Annotated in this window: 9 protein-coding genes, 1 tRNA gene and 1 pseudogene; 6 read left to right on the top strand and 5 right to left on the bottom strand. The window is 59.1% G+C overall.

Annotated features, from left to right (window positions below; genetic code table 11):
- Positions 1-51: 51 nt before the first annotated feature.
- The 4 genes and pseudogenes from BJP06_RS12215 to BJP06_RS10115 form a co-directional block, all read right to left on the bottom strand.
- Positions 52-469: pseudogene (locus tag BJP06_RS12215) on the bottom strand (transposase family protein); the annotation flags it as partial.
- 164 nt (positions 470-633) lie between these two features.
- Complete coding sequence (erm, locus tag BJP06_RS10125) at positions 634-1,488, bottom strand: 23S ribosomal RNA methyltransferase Erm (RefSeq protein WP_071573762.1); 855 nt, start codon at positions 1,486-1,488, stop codon at positions 634-636.
- 99 nt (positions 1,489-1,587) lie between these two features.
- Positions 1,588-1,635 carry an erythromycin resistance leader peptide gene (locus tag BJP06_RS12470; protein ID WP_011116968.1) on the bottom strand — a complete coding sequence of 16 codons (48 nt, stop codon included), beginning with the start codon at positions 1,633-1,635 and terminating at the stop codon, positions 1,588-1,590.
- A 68-nt stretch (positions 1,636-1,703) separates the two neighbouring features.
- Positions 1,704-2,882 carry an IS256-like element IS1249 family transposase gene (locus BJP06_RS10115; protein WP_005323424.1) on the bottom strand — a complete coding sequence of 393 codons (1,179 nt, stop codon included), beginning with the start codon at positions 2,880-2,882 and terminating at the stop codon, positions 1,704-1,706.
- 562 nt (positions 2,883-3,444) lie between these two features.
- Here BJP06_RS10115 and BJP06_RS10110 point away from each other — a divergent pair.
- Positions 3,445-10,977 carry a carboxypeptidase regulatory-like domain-containing protein gene (locus tag BJP06_RS10110; protein ID WP_071573761.1) on the top strand — a complete coding sequence of 2,511 codons (7,533 nt, stop codon included), beginning with the start codon at positions 3,445-3,447 and terminating at the stop codon, positions 10,975-10,977.
- Between the two features lie 143 nt (positions 10,978-11,120).
- Positions 11,121-13,091 carry a hypothetical protein gene (locus BJP06_RS10105; protein WP_071573760.1) on the top strand — a complete coding sequence of 657 codons (1,971 nt, stop codon included), beginning with the start codon at positions 11,121-11,123 and terminating at the stop codon, positions 13,089-13,091.
- Between the two features lie 76 nt (positions 13,092-13,167).
- On the opposite strand, the gene BJP06_RS10100 is transcribed toward BJP06_RS10105, so the two are convergent.
- Positions 13,168-14,199, bottom strand: coding sequence for a prephenate dehydrogenase (locus tag BJP06_RS10100; RefSeq protein ID WP_252932165.1), 1,032 nt, complete (start codon positions 14,197-14,199; stop codon positions 13,168-13,170).
- Positions 14,200-14,251: 52 nt separating this feature from the next.
- On the opposite strand from BJP06_RS10100, the gene BJP06_RS10095 reads away from it, so the two are divergent.
- From BJP06_RS10095 to BJP06_RS10080, 4 genes are all read left to right on the top strand, one after another.
- A complete protein-coding gene (locus tag BJP06_RS10095) occupies positions 14,252-14,725 on the top strand; it encodes a tRNA adenosine deaminase-associated protein (protein ID WP_070975138.1) in 474 nt (157 codons plus the stop codon).
- Between the two features lie 41 nt (positions 14,726-14,766).
- Positions 14,767-15,195, top strand: coding sequence for a nucleoside deaminase (locus BJP06_RS10090; RefSeq protein ID WP_071567969.1), 429 nt, complete (start codon positions 14,767-14,769; stop codon positions 15,193-15,195).
- A 90-nt stretch (positions 15,196-15,285) separates the two neighbouring features.
- The gene (locus BJP06_RS10085; protein WP_070363288.1) at positions 15,286-15,492 is read left to right on the top strand and encodes a CsbD family protein; all 207 of its coding nucleotides are present in this window, start codon (positions 15,286-15,288) and stop codon (positions 15,490-15,492) included.
- 49 nt (positions 15,493-15,541) lie between these two features.
- Positions 15,542-15,629, top strand: a tRNA-Ser gene (locus BJP06_RS10080).
- Positions 15,630-15,831 lie beyond the last annotated feature (202 nt).

The raw sequence follows: 15,831 nt of genomic DNA, 5'->3' as shown, positions 1-15,831 counted from the left end.
CTCCGTACGTTGTTTCAAAAACGGGTTTCATCAAACGGAACAAAACCTGGGACACTTCATATCCCACCCCAGGCCTAATGACTTGGGTGCAGCGGCAACGCTCATCCGATTTAGGCAGAGTCGTTGCAGGATCCAGTGGGTCACCTGGTCCGTGGTCTTTGAATTGTCGGGCGCGCAGGCAAGGCCAGCACGGAAGATCTTCTGCAAGCAACGCTTGTTGGTGCACCGGTAGCGTGGAAGGCGCACATGAAGTTGTTGGGTGGCCGACGATGGGCAGATCGACCAGGCTGCGGATGACGTGGTCGCGGAATACTCCAGGCTGCCCGCAGGTAGGGCATTCATTGATCGGCTCGACGGGTTCGGCTTCAATAACAGTGACGTCACCGTTTTCTGTGGCACCGGTGATAGTAGTTCCTAGTTTTGCGGTGCGGCAGATGGTATCGACGATGACATTTCCGTTAGGCTGCACAGTAGGTCCTTAGTTTTGTACGGATGGATTAGATACCTTTTTCCTACAAAGCCAAGGACCCCAATATCTTGTGCCACGCCCGAACCCCCGGCGAACTAATCAATGCACTCTAAAACCGGAAGAGCCCTTTTAGTACTACTGGTGGATTTCGGTTTTGGTGGGGATTAACGCCGCCGGCTTCGGTTTTTCCGTTGAGGAGGTCGTTGACTACTTCCCGATGGTGAAATGGGTCGATGGTGAGGTAGAGAGGAACCAGTCACCTGGAAGAGATCGATCCAGTCGTTGGTGTGCAATCTGGGAGGTAGGGTCGCGGGGTCGATTCCTCGCGAGCGCAACCATGATTGTGTTTCTGAACGTGATGAAAACAACCCTGCCCTTCGGAGAATTTCCCCTATCCCGCGTCCCCGGGCAGTGAAAACGGTGTGCACCATCGCCTGAAAGGCTTTGCGCTGCTCTATCGGAATCTTCGGGTCACCCACCCGGCGGATCACTAAGATCCCCCCGTCAACGTTTGGCTGTGGCCGGAAAGCATGCCTTGGTACCCGAGAACCCAGGTGAAATGTGAACCATGGGGACCACTGAGCCGTCATCATCGTGCTTGCGCCTACCCCGGCCCGGCGGCGAGCGACTTCCCACTGCATGAGGAGTACAGCGTCAGTCCATGCTGGCGCATGCAGCAACTTTCGAAGAATGGCAGTGGTGAGGTGAAAGGGAATGTTTCCCACAATGACGCAGGGAGTGGCGGGTAACCGGAAGTTAAGGAAATCATCATGGACCACTTCGACCGCCGCCGAGGAGGTTTCTTGTGTGATTTTGGCAGCTAGTTTTGCGTCCACTTCAACTGCCGTTATCGCCCTCCCCAAGTGGGCCATCGGGTGAGTGAGGGCACCGCTTCCTGGTCCGATCTCAATGATGGGGCCGGAGGTTTGTTTCACAAGGTCGATGATGGAGTTGATGATCTTGTGGTTGGTGAGAAAATTTTGGCCATGCTCGTGACGGCCGTGTCCGTATGCAGACATCAGGTGTGCTCCTTGGATTTGAAAGGGAGCCGGGCATGACAAATAGCCGCCCGGCTAAAGGACCGGAGCGGTTTTTAACCTACGGGGTAGGAAACCGCCTTAGCGGTTGGTGCGCAACCGCAAGAAAGCGGTACCTGAAATCAACATGGGTCTAATTATATCCATTTAAAGGGTTAAGGGTCAAAATGTGTGTCTGGCTCGGCGTGTCGCGGGGGTTAGATTTGGCCTTTTTGAATGCCGATTGAGTGGGTGTAGTCGGTGTCGATAGCGTTGTCGTAGAGGGCTGGGCGTCCTGTTTCGTGGTCGGCTTGGTTCTCGGTTTGGGTCAGGGTGGATACTTTGGCGAGTTGGCCCTGGCCCCAGTCGGACTGCCTGGCGATTCGTACTGGATCGTCAGGCAGTTCCGTTTTTAAGTAGAGCCACCAATCCAGCATGCGGCGTTGTCGTTCGCCTGATCTGCCGCGGTGGGTTCTGGCGAGCAGTTTGAGCTGGGCGTTGATGCCGCCTTCTAAGCTGTTGGTGGTGGATTTGATCCGCTCGGGCGCAAGGACTCCTGCTGGCGGGTTGAGGTAGACAAACAGCATCTCGGACCGCCAAAGATGGTTGAGGCTGTTGTAGGCCTTGCGCACGTTGTGGTGGGTCCACACGCGGGTCCATGCACCTGTTTTGGGGTCTTTGATCATGGTTTTCTCGTTCATCCATTCCCGGTAGATCGTTGAAAACTCGTGCAGTTGCACACCCCACGCGGCGGCTTCATCCAGTGTGGTGATCCGGGTCAGTTTCAGCGCAAGTCGGTAGATGGTGCGCCCGGCATCGGTGCGTGGGTTGGTGGTAGTGTAGCGGCGGACCACGCGTTGGGCGTGGACGAGGCAGCGTTGAATTTTCGTAGTCGGCCAGCACTTTTTGATTGCGCTGTATGCGCCTTGGCCGCCGTCGATGACGGCGATGAGTGGGGCTTCGATGCGTTCAAGCAGCAGTTGGTAGTCGCGGGTGGTTTCGTGTTTGCACCAGTGCCAGGCGATCACGTGGTCGATGGTCGCCGCGACGATCAGGCAGCCACCGGCGGTGTAGGTGCCATCGAGAAATACCTGGTCGTAGATCCGCTTGTGGTGGCCGGCGGTGGGGTCAGGCACATCAACGAGCCAGCACCACTTGAAGCGCCGCTTCATGGTGGCGCGGCTAACACCGTTTCGTTTGGCTAGGTCGTCGAGTGATATTGCGGTGGTGCAATGCTCGATGAACTGGGTGAACACTGCCGCGTTGGTGATGTCGTTTCGACGTTTGACGCTGGAGGCGCCGCATTGTTTGCAGCGCCATCTGGTGGTGCCTTTGCTGGTGGTGCCGTTGCGTTTCATTTCACCGCCGCAGTGGCAGCGTGGTTGGTTCTTCGACATTGCGACACCACACCACGCCGCGCATAGCACATCACGGCTGCCACACCGAGGATTTCCCGTCGGGGGCTAGATATATGCTTCCGGAGCATATACTTTCCGGAAACCTACAGGTCAATCCGTGAAAATCCGCGATTCCGGACACACTTTTTGACCCTTAACCCCAAAAGACGCACCCCTTGAAGTCTAGTCCTTTGCTGACCTGTGCGTATATTGGTCACGTTTTCTCGGATTGCGTCTCTTGGCACTCATTTCCTCATTGGCCATCAGTGAACTGGGGAAACAAAAAAAGGGGGACCCGCTGCTCTCAGCTTTTGCAAGGTTTGCCCGGTGTGTGTTGGGGGTGCCTCATTGATTTGGACTAAGGGCGCAGGTCGGAGGGGGCGTCGATAGTTGGAGCGGTGCGAAGAGCGGATTTGCGATTCTTGCGCTGCGTATATGTAGCTCTTAGCTTGAGCTGACGGTGGTAAACGACGTATATTTGTACAGATTACTTAGGAGAAGTCTGTGCGCTCGCTCCTAGGCTTCGAATTTCTCTCAATAACGTACGAATCAGGAGACCATAATGACCGGAAACGGTAAGTCCGGACGCGGGCTGTTTTCCAGCATTCGCAAAGCGGCCGTTGCTACGGCGACCGCTTTCTCTTTAGCTATCGGTGGGATGGCCGTCCCGGCGGTGAGCGACCACGCCGCCGAGGTGGCGCTGCCGTCGGCGTCGGCAACTGTTATCACTGATTTGCCCATTCAGCAGGCAAAAGTGACTAAAAAGGGGCAGCGAAAAATTTCGTGGGCGATACAGTCTGTAGGGTCGGCGCGATATCCAATCCCTATCTCCGGGATTTTTACAATCACTCCTTGGCTGGAGTCCAAAAAGCCGATCGTGCCGATCGGTAAGGTAAAAGTCCAGATCAAGCAGGGTGCTGAAGTTGTTGAGACTCTAGGCGAGTTTGATTTTCCGATCACCTCTGACGGGAAGTCCTATAAGCTTGATCTCTCCTCCAAGTGCACCACCTCTTCGCCTTGTTACCTCCCACAGTCTGACGTCCACTCATTGTGGATTGAGTCTGCGAACGATCTCGATCGAAAGCTCTTGGGAAACTTCGAGCAAGGTCGCCTTCAGGGAGGCTTTGGGCACCGTGAAGCTGAGGAAAAGAAACCAGAAGCCCCCAAACAAGGTTGGGTAGCGGGCCTTGTACAGGTACCGAATGGCTACTCGGCCTCCGATGTTGACCTGAAGATTGATGGGCGCCCAGTTCAAGTTGGTGGCAACGGCTGGTTTGTGAGCGAGAAGTTCAATGCTGGGACGTACGGCTGGGAAGCTCGCCTGAACGATAAGACTTCAACGTCAAGCGGTAGCGTTACAATCAGTGCTGACCAGCAGTCCTACCTCAATATCAAACTTGAGGAGCGCAAGGGGACCGTTTTGGTCCATATGCACGATCGTCATGGCTACCCGCTGTGGAACACGGGAGGTAGCCTGCAGATCAAACGTACCGACCTTGGCCCGAGTAACGGAGCTTCAATTGACCATGGGAATTGGTCGTCGACTGAACTAACCGGAAGCTACGGCGACTACCAAATTTGGTACAGCGGCTCGGATGAGTACTTCCCTACATCAGCACAGTCGTTCAATATCCCAGGGAACCGGCCAAGTGAAATCAGGTTCTACCTGCAGCGCAAGGAGGTAAGCGGTAGGGTTTACCTGCCGTCTGGTTACTCGTTCAATGCTGCGCAGGGGCTTACCCTCACAGTGTTTGACCAAAACAAACGCGAGGTCCGGAAGGTGTCCCTCCTGGACTCTGGGGATTACAAGATTCAAGGTCTGGACAATGGAAGTTACCGCTTCCAGCTCTCTGGTGACTACATCAATACCGTTTCACGAACGGTGAATATTAGTAACCGTACGATCGACGGAGTTGACTTCCGACCAACGTTGAAAGAGGCCCGCGCGAAGGTAGAGATCCAGGTCCCAAGCAACGAGAACTTTGATGGCGGAAAGATTCGCCTGAAATACAATAACCGGACTTGGGGTGACTACCCATACAAGAATCAAGCAGGATACGACCTTGGTGTTGTCAACCCAGGTGAGGTATCCGTCCAGCTGATCGACCGGAACGGAAAGGTCGTAGGCAGCGGTTATGAGTTCGTGCTTCCAGGCGAAACTAAGATTGTGCGCGCCACAGTGTCCAAGACGCTGGCTTCCTACCAGGGCGTGGTGCTTGACCAGTTCGATAAGCCAATTTCTGGTGCCACGGTCTCTGTAAACGGCAAGAGCGTGAAGACGGACGGTCGCGGCCAGTTCGTTGTTGCAGGCGTGAAGCCCACTGCGACAGTTCAGGTCAAGGTCGATGCAATTGATAACTACACCTACGAACTGAATACGTCAGTGCCTGTCAATAAGACTGAAGGCGGCAAAACCTACGATCTTCCTGACCCGCTGAAGCCGAACTTTATGACGAAGGAACTCCTTCTCCAGTTCCTCGGCGGTGAAGAGGGCGCTGCGGGCGTGACGTGGGAAGTCGCTCCGAGCCCGAACCATAAGAAGGCAAACGGGGCTGAAGGACGTAAGGGCGTCACTGATAAGAACGGCTTTGTCCAGCAGGTGCTGTACCCAGGCACCTACGATCTCAAGCTGACTTCTCCGAAGGGCGACCTGGGCGACAAGTACACGTTCGAGAATGCTCCTCGAACCGTCACGATTGATCCCAAGAATGGCATGCAAGTCCAGGAGATCACGCTGAAGAAGAACCCAGGCGAGATCAACGGTCGCGTCATCTACGACGATGGCAAGCCAGTGGTGAATGCCGAAGTTCGAGTTGGCAATGAGACGGTTCGTACGAACTGGAACGGCTACTACACCTTTAACAGGGTCGCGGCTGGTACTGACTCGGTAACCGTTGCTGCCGCAGGTGACGGCACCTACGCAGAGGCCTCGCAGAAGTTCTCCGCGCTCAAGGCAGCGGAGAGGAAGACTGTCGAAGACATCAAGGTCGACCGAGCAACCTCCCGCATTGAAGGCACCGTCCGCATCGACGGGAAGCCTGCTTCGGGTGGTGTCTCGGTGGAAGCAAAGGGCCAGAACGGCGCGTACATCGACTTCGGTGGCGTTGACTCGAGCGGTAAGTTCTCCTTTGCAAATACCGGTTCCGCGAAGCTGCTGCCAGGTAAGTACGAGGTCACGGTCCGAAACTCGGGTGATGGCCGCTTCGACGAGACGACCAAGTCTGTCACCGTCAAGCCTGGAGAGGCTGCAAAGGTTGAGTTTGACCTCAAGGAAAATCGCGCTCCAATTGTCGCGACCGTCCGTAATGAGGCCGGCGAGCTAGTCAGTGGCGCAAAGCTGACTCTCAAGGACGTTGACACTACCTGGACCGAAGGCGAGCGCGGCGTGTACACCTCGGGCAACCTGCCTGCTGGTGAGTACATCGTCCAGGTTGAGGCAAACGACACTCATGGTTCGACGCAGGGTAAGGTCACCGTGAGGTGGGCTGCAGGTGGCCGCGCTAACTACATCGTCACGCGTAACCCGGGCACCGTCACGATTAACGTCACTGACGATGCAGGGCAGCCAGTAAACGGTGTGAAGGTACGGCTTAAGGGCACGCAGTCTGACGCTTACAAGACGCAAATCAACAAGGACTTGACCACCGCAAACGGCAAGGTCGCTTTCGATAAGGTTCCAGTCGGTACCTACAAGGTCACCATTGACGACTCTGCAGCATACGACGAGGCCCAGGGTATTGAGCTCAAGGTCGATGCAGCGGGCAACGTCGTTCGCGATGTGAAGCTGCGTCGTAAAGATGCATCCATGACGGTCCACGTCATGGATGAGAAGAGCCGTGCTATCTCGTCACCAGTCATCAAGCTGATTGATGAAAACGGTGCAGAGACCAAGGGCACCGGTGACGTGAACGGCAAGGTCGAGTTCAACGAGCTGCGCCCAGGTACTTACACGATTGAGGTTGAGCCGACGGATCGCCACAAGGGTGGATCGAAGTCCGGCGTCACCATCAAGCCTGGCACCACAGCAGCTGATAACAAGGAATTCGTCAGGGTGACCAACGAGTCCGCGACGGTGATCGGTACCGTCGTCGACGAAAACAAGCAGCCAGTTGCTGGCGCCACCGTCAAGGTGACGAACGAAGGCACGCAAGAAGTCACGACTGACAAGGACGGCAAGTTCGTCGTCGAGGGCCTCAGCGAAGGCAACGCAACCTTTGAGGTCCCGAAGACTAGCGAGTACACCGGTAACAACCTCACCGTGAACGGTCTGCTGCCAGGTGATCAGAAAGAGATCACCATCGAGGTCACCCGAGACCTTAAGCGCCTCAACGGCTCCGTGCTTGACGACGGCGGCAATGCCATCGAAGGCGTCGAAGCACAGTTGATCCAGAACGGTGAGGTAGTAAAGACCCAGACCACCGATAAGTCCGGTAGCTTTGCATTCGACAAGATGGAGCCGGGTACCTACACGGTGAAGGTCGAGGAGACTGACACCCACCTCGCTGGTGAGAGCGAAAGCTTCGAGGTTGTGCTTGGCCAGGGTACGGATCCTGTCCAGGTCTCCTTGCAGCGCAAGCCAGGCAGCATGAAGGGTAAGGTCGAATTCTCGAACAACAAGGTTGTCGACGGTGCCGAGATCCGACTGGTACCGGAGTCCGGCGATCCAATCGATCTGGAATTCAACAACGAAGGCAACATTGCCGTGCCAGAGCTACCAGCAGGTACGTACAATGTTGAGGTCAAGTCCCCGGACAACTACAAGCGCGTAAGTGTTCCACCACTGACGGTCTACCCAGGCAAGGAAGCTGACTTGGGCGTGATTAAGTTCACCGCCGAGATCGGCGACGTTGCAGGCACTGTCCGTGACGAGAACGGCGAGCCTGTTGGCAAGGTCAAGATCAAGCTGCAGCGAGCAGGCCAGCAGCCAATCGAATCTGAATCTGCCGAAGACGGCACGTTCTCCTTCACCAAGGTCCCGGTGGGCGATTACACGGTTGACGTTGTGCAGCCGGAGAAGTTCAAACCGGTCCGCGGTCTGACCGCCACGGTGAAGCCTGCCGAGGAAACGGCTCTTGACATCACCCTCGAGACGAAGCCGACGAAGGGCACCATCAAGGGCAACGTTGAGGACGAAGCCGGTGAACCGGTTGCGAACGTTGGTATCTCGCTCGAGCCGACCTCCGGCAAGGGCAACACCATCGACGTCAAGGTCGCCGAAGACGGCACATTTGACGACGCCACCATCCCAGCAGGCTCCTACAGCCTCAAGGTGACCCAGCCGGTTGGCTACGAACCGGTGGACAACATCCCGGTCAAGATCGACGCAGGTAAGGAGCGTGTCGTCCCGACCATCACGCTGAAGAAGAGCGAGGTGGAGGCCGAAACCGGTAGCTTCATCGGTGGTGTCTACGACAAGGCGACGAATGCTCCGCTGCCGCAGACCGGCCTGGTTCTTGTTGGTGACGCTGGACGCTACCCGGTGGCTATTAACGCTGACGGTTCGTTCCGTCGCAACGGCATCCCAACCGGTAACTACCAGTTGAAGATCGCGCAGCCGGAGGGCTACCTCGAGCGCGCAGACATCACCGTTGTCATCGAGACGGGCCTGGACAACTATGCCCAGGACATCAAACTGGAGAGGATCCCAGTTGAGAACACCCCGACCACGGGTACCCTGCAGGGCAACGTGCTCGGCGTGAGCGAGGGCAAGCCAGTCGAGCAGATTGCTGGCGCGAAGGTGAACATCCTCCGCCTCGGTGGCGGATCTACGCAGGTCACCACGAACGATTCCGGTATCTTCACCGCTTCCGGTCTCGAGCCGGGCGAGTACGTCGTCCAGGTGGAGGCACCGGAGGGCTTCAATACGCCGCGTTACCAGCGTGTCGTTGTCGAGGCTGGCAAGACGAACGGCGACTTGCGGGTCTACCTCGAGCGCAAGCCGACGCCGAACCCGAAGCCAGGTGCAGCACCAGGCACGATCAGCGGCTGGCTCCTTGATGACGGCAACTACCCAATCAAGGGCGGCACGGTTCGCATCAAGGGCACCGCAAAGAATAAGGACGGCAGCCCACGCCTTGACGAGGACGGCAAGCCTATCGAGACACTTCCAGCGGTGAAGATTGGCAAGGACGGCTACTTCACCACGGATCGCCTTGAGCCAGGTGAGTACACCATTGAGCTCGACGTCCCAGATGGCTGGCCAAAGCCGAAGGACTGGCCGAAGAAGGTCACTGTCACTGAGGACAAGGCGATCGAGCTTGGCCTTGTCAGCATCAAGGCACCGCGAAGCAACGTCGAAGGTGTTGTTGACGACGGCTCCGGCAACCCAGTCGAGGGCGTCATCGTGACCGCGACCGACCCGCGTGGTGATACCAGCGTGGTCGCCACCGACAAGAATGGTAAGTTCGTCTTCGATAAGGCGCTGCCGGGTACCTCCACCATCGAGGTGTTCACCCCGCAGGGTATCCAGAACGTAGACCCAATGTATGTGCCGGTCAAGCCTGGCCAGGACGTTGCAATCCCGGGCGTCCACCTGACGGAGAAGCAGCTCAAGCTGAGCAAGCGTGTCCGCGGGTACGATGCCGACGATATGGACAGCGCCCCGATCCTCCCTGAGGACTGGGACCTGATCTACGGCTTCGTGATCACCAACGAGACCGACGAGATCATCAAGAACATCACCCTGGATGACCCATTCCTGGGAGATGCCAAGATCACCTGGCCTGAGGGCTGGGATAAGCCAGAGAATCGCACCTTGGAGCCGGGCGAGCACGTGTTTGCCTCCGCGAAGATTCCGCCGCAGAAGGACATGTCCGTTGTGAACAACATCGCGACGGCCCGCGGTACGGGCAGCAAGGGACAGATGGTGGCGTCGACACCTGATAACGCAGTGGCAAGAATTGGTTCTGCCTCTGTGGAGAAGAAGGTCAACGCACGGTTCGGTGTGGATAAGAACAAGCCAGTGTCCCTCGATGTGGATGAAGACATGTACTTCACCTACGAGATCATGAACCGTGGCGCCGCACCGATGTACAACGTCACCCTGACGGACGAGGTCTGCGAGTGGAATGAAGGCACGAGTGAAGACGATTCCAACGACTGCAAGCCGATGGAAATCGACCTGCCGAGTGACTGGAACCGCACCCTGCTGCCAGGCGAGCGCGTCTTCCTCACCGCTGCGCTACCGCCGCTGAAGCCAGGCACCCGTCACCACAACAAGGCGCTGGTGAAGGCCGACCTTGACCAGCCTCGTCGTAGCCCAGGTATTGAGGAAGAGAAGGGCATCTACGAGGAGGACCCACCGTCAATCCTGACGGTTACCCCGAACAAGAACTCGTGGGGTAACGCACACGTGATTGTGTCCGAGGGCAAGACCCCGAAGGGCTACATCGATGGTGTGCTCAGCGGCCTGCCGGCTGGCCTGCTCACGGAGGCGAAGGTTGAGCTCATCTCGGAGGACAACAAGACCTCCCTGAGCGCAACCGTCGACGGTAACGGAAAGTTTGCCTACGGCAACGTCACGCCTGGCAAGTACAAGCTGCGCGTGACCAACCCGTCCGAGGACGTCATGAAGATCGCTGGCGAGTACGGCATCCCGACCGAGAAGGCAGCCAAGGGTGGGAAGATCACCACCAAGCTGTTCGAGGTCGAAGCAGAACAGCCGACGGACCTCAGCATCCAGCTGGTGAAGGCGGAAGTTCCGAAGGAAGGCAGCTCCCTTGGGCGCTGCATCACGGAGACCTCCTCCGCCTCGAACCCGGCGATGTACCTCATCCCGCTCGGCCTGCTGGTCGGCGCGATGGCGGGCAGCCTGGTCATCTACGAGGATCAGTTCAACGCCGTGGTCAAGCAGTTCAACCAGGCCATGCCGCAGCTCGCAATCGAGCGTCCGGCGTGGATGAACCAGATCAGCCGCCAGCTTGAGCAGCTGCACCCAGCAGCGGGTCCGGCAGTGCTGGCCATCATCCTGGTCGCGGTCGGTGCCATCGCGGTGGGCCTTGCTTACGCAGCCTGCGAAGCTGGTGCTGACGGCTCCAGCAAGGGTGAAAGCTCCAGCAAGAAAGAGCAGACCCCTAGTGAGGAAAAGGTCTCTTAGCCCAAAGCGCTAAGGACGAGCGAAAAGCAACCCGCCACCACGAAAATGGTGGCGGGTTGCTGCTTGAGAAGTACCACATCGTTTTGTACATTGAATGGTGGATTACTGGGTTTGCAGCCCCGCAACCTATACGAGAGGGAACAATGAAAATTTCGAAGACCGCTGGTTACTACGGCCGCTTGGCGATGGCGTCCGCACTCGCCGGGACATTCACACTCGTCCCAGTGGCAGCGAACGCTGACACCACGACCGAGACGCCCACCCAGGCGCCCGTCACCACGACAGCAACCGCTCCTTCGAGCATTGCTTCCTCCAGCGTGACGCCGAGCGCCAGCGCCACCCCAACCGTGAGCGTTTCTCCGTCCGTCGCGGGTGCGCCAGCAGTGGCGACGACGCCAGCGAAGGCGAAGAAGGCGTCGACAAGTGATAAGCCGGGCACTGGTACGAGCGGTGTAGAGCTCGAGTCCGGTGCGTGGACGTACACGGCGGTGGCGGGGCACCCAACCGACGGCAGCGTCTACGCGCTGTCCACCGCGCCGCAGGAGAACCACCTGCTGAAGATCGACCCGGCGACGGGCAACGTCGAGGATCTTGGGGCTGCACGCGTCGAGCACGGCGCACTTCCAACCGACATCACCACGGCAACCATTACCTCTCATGGTCGCCTGATTGTGTCGGAGGAGCTGGCTAAGGACGGCGACAGCTACTACGCCATCGACCTGGACAAGCTGAGCACGGCCTCCACCCCGGTGTTCACCGAGCACAAGGTGTCGGTGGATACCTTCAGCAAGCCGAAGGACTTCAAGGCACCCGGTGCGTGGGGCACGGCCTCCAAGAAGGTCGACCCGAAGGGGGAGTACCTGCACGCATACGCTGAAACCCTCGACGGCAAGCCAGCGCTGTGGACCCTGAACACCGACACCGACAAGCTCAGCGTGACCACGTTGAAGGTGGCGCGTGGCGTGAAGACCGAGGGCATCGATCGTCTGGGTGAGGTTGCCTACGCAGTGACCAAGGACACCGACGTCTTTGTTGCCGGCGACAAGGACGGCAACACCGTTGAGTTCAAGCCGACGCAGCTGAAGATCGGCCCTGGCGACGAGCTCGTGGCCACGTTCTCCCAGGACGGCGACGACACGCTCAGCGAGGTGCTCGGCGCCGATAAGAAGTTCGGATTCACCGCCATCAAGCACGCGGGTGAGGAAAAGGACACGGATACGTCGGCTTCGGACAAGACGAAGGCCGATGCGGAGGCCCCGAGGTCTGACAATACTGCGGAGCAGGCGGATAAGAAGCCGTCCGAACCGACGAAGTCTGACGCTGAAGCTGCGAAACCTGCTGAGCCGACGAACAAGGATGCGGACAAGCAGCAGCCTCCGGCCAACAACAGTGAGAAGCCGTCCTCAACTCCGACGCCAGAGGCCACCGAGCAGCGCACGCTCGAGGTCGAGATCTACGCCGGCACTGGTGAAAAGAAGAAGCCGGTCGAGGGCGCACGCCTGGTCGTCCCGAGCCTGGACAACCTCGAACTCGAAGGCGCAACCGACGCCGACGGCTACCTGTCTACCACCCTGCCAGCAGAGCTCAACGACAAGAGCTTCACTGTCCGCCTCGTAGAGGCACCGGAAGGCTACAAGAACAAATCCATCCAGATCAAGAAGGACGACCTGGTCAAGGAAATCACCCTGAACAAGGACACCCGCGCAACGAGCACGATGTCCAAGCCGCAGGAGATCCTTGAGGTATTCAAGGAAGTCAAGCCACTGCTCGGCGCGTTCGGTGCCCTTGCGGGTGCAGGCGCGGGAGCTGCAGGTTCGAAGTCGACAAGCTCGAAGACTTCGACGACCTCGACGTTCTCTAACTCGAAGAGCTCCGGCACCGTGTCCACCGGACGCACGACCAGCGCAACGTCCCGCAGCACGGCAGCGTCCCGTTCCACGGCGAAGAGCACCAGCAAGCGCAGCTCCAGCAAGTCCTCCTCGACGACCACGTCGACCCGCAGCGGGGACCTCGCCGATACCGGTACCCCGATGTCCGGCGTGATCACGCTCGGCATTGTGCTGTTCCTGATCGGTGGCGCGTACGTCTTCATGGGACGTCGCCGCGACGCATAAAGCGCATTAGCAGTACAGAGTAAAGGCCCGAAGGGAGTGATCCCCTCGGGCCTTTGCCGTACCTAGCAAACGCGAGTTAGAACACCTCGACGCGCCCGCCCAGAGACTCGATCTGGCGCAGCTGCTTCACCCAGCCTGGCGCGCCCGGGTGCAGGCGCATCACAGGGCGCGAAGAAATCTTCACCGGTGACACCGACTCACGTCGCGCGCCCGAACGCGCCAGCATACGGGTGTGCGCCCGGTGGCCGTTCTCGGCGAGGCGCTTCATGGAAGGAGCGTCGGCGGAGAGGGCGGAGCGGGCGTCGGCAAGCAGTTCGGTGAACTCGTCAATGATGTGCACGAGGCTCTCCGCGTTGGTTTCGCACATGTTGCGGACCAGCGACGGGTCCGTGCCCGCGACGCGCGTGGCGCCCTTGAATGAGCCAGCCGCCAGCGACTGCGCCAGCGTGCCGCCGCGATCCCCGACCACGGAGAGCGCCTCCGCGATGACGTGCGGCAGGTGGGACACGCGGGCCACTGCCTCGTCGTGGCGCTTCACTGACACCGGCACGGCCTCAGCGCCCGTCACCGCGACCAGGTTGCACACGTCAGCGAACAGGCTCGCCCACGTCTGCGGCACCTTGTCGACGCTCTCCGCGTAGTCATACGTCACCACCCACGCCGCGCGCTGGAACAACCCTTCTTGGGACGCCGACCAGCCGGAAAACTCGGTGCCGGCCATCGGGTGCCCGCCAACGTAGCGTTCCTCAAGACCGCGCTCCAGCACGAGGTCGTACACCGGCTGCTTCACGCTGACCACGTCTGTAATGCCGCAGCTCGGGGCGTGCTCCGCGATGGCGTCCAGGACGGTCGCCACCGCATCCATCGGTACCGCGATCACGATCAGGGCCTGCTGCGCCTCTGCCTTCTGCAGTGCGGCCTCGAGGTCGTTGGTGACGTCGAAACCATCTTTTTGCGCAGCCCTCGTGCCCGCATTCGAGTGCGTGTAGCCGAACGCATCGTGGCCGGCCGCGGTGAGGTCGCGAATGATGGAGCCACCGATCAACCCCAGCCCAACAATGCAGACGGGAGGCAGGTGGCGCGAAGAATGTAGGAATGAGGCAGTCACGGTTTCACATTCTAGTGACAAATTCACTGCGTGCAGGCTAATGTCGTGAGACATGGCACAGGAATTTCCAGACGGGTACGCAGTGACAGTCGCCCAGCACGACGGCGCATGGTCCGTGCACCGCTACAACGACAGCTTCGACTCGCTGGAAGACACCATCGCCGCAGTACGCCGCCTCCGCAGCGAAGGCCCGGCGTTTGCGCTGCTCAACGTCGAAAATGAGTACGTTGTGGTGCTGCGTCCAGGCCCAAACAGGGCACGCATCCTCCTTAGCGACGCCCCCATCGCCGTCGACGACGACTACGCCGCCGACGCCCTCGAAGAAGCCGGCTGCGACATCCCCGACATCGACCTCGACGACACCGACAGCTGGGCCGACGGCGACTTCGACATCCTCGCCGACCTCGGCCTCACCGAAGAACGCCTCAGCCTGCTCCTCGACGCCGACGAAGAACCCGCCGACCTCATCGACGACATCGCCGACGCCCTCGGCTTCGCCGACGAACTTCACGAAGCACTGCGGTAACGGTGGCCTGCTCAAGCTGGCAGCGGCGCGCCACCGCCCGCATGCAACAAGCGCTCGACCTCGCGGCAACGACCCCGCCCGGCGACGTGCCCGTCGGCGCCCTCGTCTTCGACGCTGGCGGCGAGGTGATCGGCCGCGGCGTAAACCGGCGCGAACAACGCCAAGACCCCACCGCCCACGCTGAAGTCGAAGCGATCCGGGACGCCGCGCGCACCCTCGGGACCTGGCGCCTTGACGGTTGCGAGCTCGTCGTCACCTTGGAACCCTGCACCATGTGTGCCGGGGCCCTGCTCGGCGCCCGCATCGACTCGCTCATCTTCGGCGCCTTCGAGCCCAAAACCGGCGCCGTTGGCTCCCTGCTTGACGCCCTCCGCGACCCTCACCACCTCCACCAAATCCAAGTCCGCGGCGGGATCATGGAACCCGAAAACGCGGAACTGCTCGCCGAATTTTTCCGGGACCTGCGCTAATACTTAACCGAATCGTTACAGTGCCGCCCTGCCAAAGTGGCTACGATGGGGAACCGTTAGCTTAAGAACGAAACGAAAAGGAGCAATCACATGGCTTTTGAAGGAGCAGCAGACAAGCTGAAGGGCACCGCTAAGGAAGCAGCTGGCAAGCTTTCCGACGACAAGTCCCTCGAGAACGAAGGCAAGGCCAACCAGCTCATTGGCGATGCAAAGGATAAGGTCAACGAGGCTGCCGACTCCGTCAAGGACAAGGCAAACGAGGTAGCCGCCAAGGTCGAGGACAAACTGAACGACTAGTCCCCGCCTTGATTTGGTTGCTCGGGCAAGAACCGTTACTCTGGTTTGCGGTAGCGTGTCCGAGCGGCCGAAGGTACTCGCCTCGAAAGCGAGTGAGGGTAAAACCTCCGCGGGTTCAAATCCCGCCGCTACCGCCAATTAAAAACAACGCACTCTGGGTTCGCCTGGGGTGCGTTGTTTTTTGGTTTTTGGGGGCCCGAGTGCGCGAGTGCCGGCTTAAGGGACATTTTGTGTGTTTTTACGGCGTGTCGCGATAAGGGACATTTTGTGTGTGTTTAGCTGCGTCCAGCCCACCCTTTTCTCACGCCTAAGCTGGGGTTCCACTGACCATCAATGCCG

The organism is Corynebacterium sp. NML120713, assembly GCF_001875735.1.
Taxonomy (GTDB): Bacteria; Actinomycetota; Actinomycetes; order Mycobacteriales; family Mycobacteriaceae; genus Corynebacterium; species Corynebacterium pseudogenitalium.
This window is presented reverse-complemented; position numbering and strand designations above follow the sequence as displayed.

Excerpts from the sequence above, each read along its gene's own strand:
- BJP06_RS10090 (WP_071567969.1), top strand. The coding sequence starts at position 14,767 with ATGCAACAAGCGCTCGACCTCGCGGCAACGACCCCGCCCGGCGACGTG.
- BJP06_RS10085 (WP_070363288.1), top strand. The coding sequence starts at position 15,286 with ATGGCTTTTGAAGGAGCAGCAGACAAGCTGAAGGGCACCGCTAAGGAA.
- BJP06_RS10110 (WP_071573761.1), top strand. The coding sequence starts at position 3,445 with ATGACCGGAAACGGTAAGTCCGGACGCGGGCTGTTTTCCAGCATTCGC.
- BJP06_RS10115 (WP_005323424.1), bottom strand. The coding sequence starts at position 2,882 with ATGTCGAAGAACCAACCACGCTGCCACTGCGGCGGTGAAATGAAACGC.
- BJP06_RS10095 (WP_070975138.1), top strand. The coding sequence starts at position 14,252 with ATGGCACAGGAATTTCCAGACGGGTACGCAGTGACAGTCGCCCAGCAC.
- BJP06_RS10105 (WP_071573760.1), top strand. The coding sequence starts at position 11,121 with ATGAAAATTTCGAAGACCGCTGGTTACTACGGCCGCTTGGCGATGGCG.
- erm (WP_071573762.1), bottom strand. The coding sequence starts at position 1,488 with ATGTCTGCATACGGACACGGCCGTCACGAGCATGGCCAAAATTTTCTC.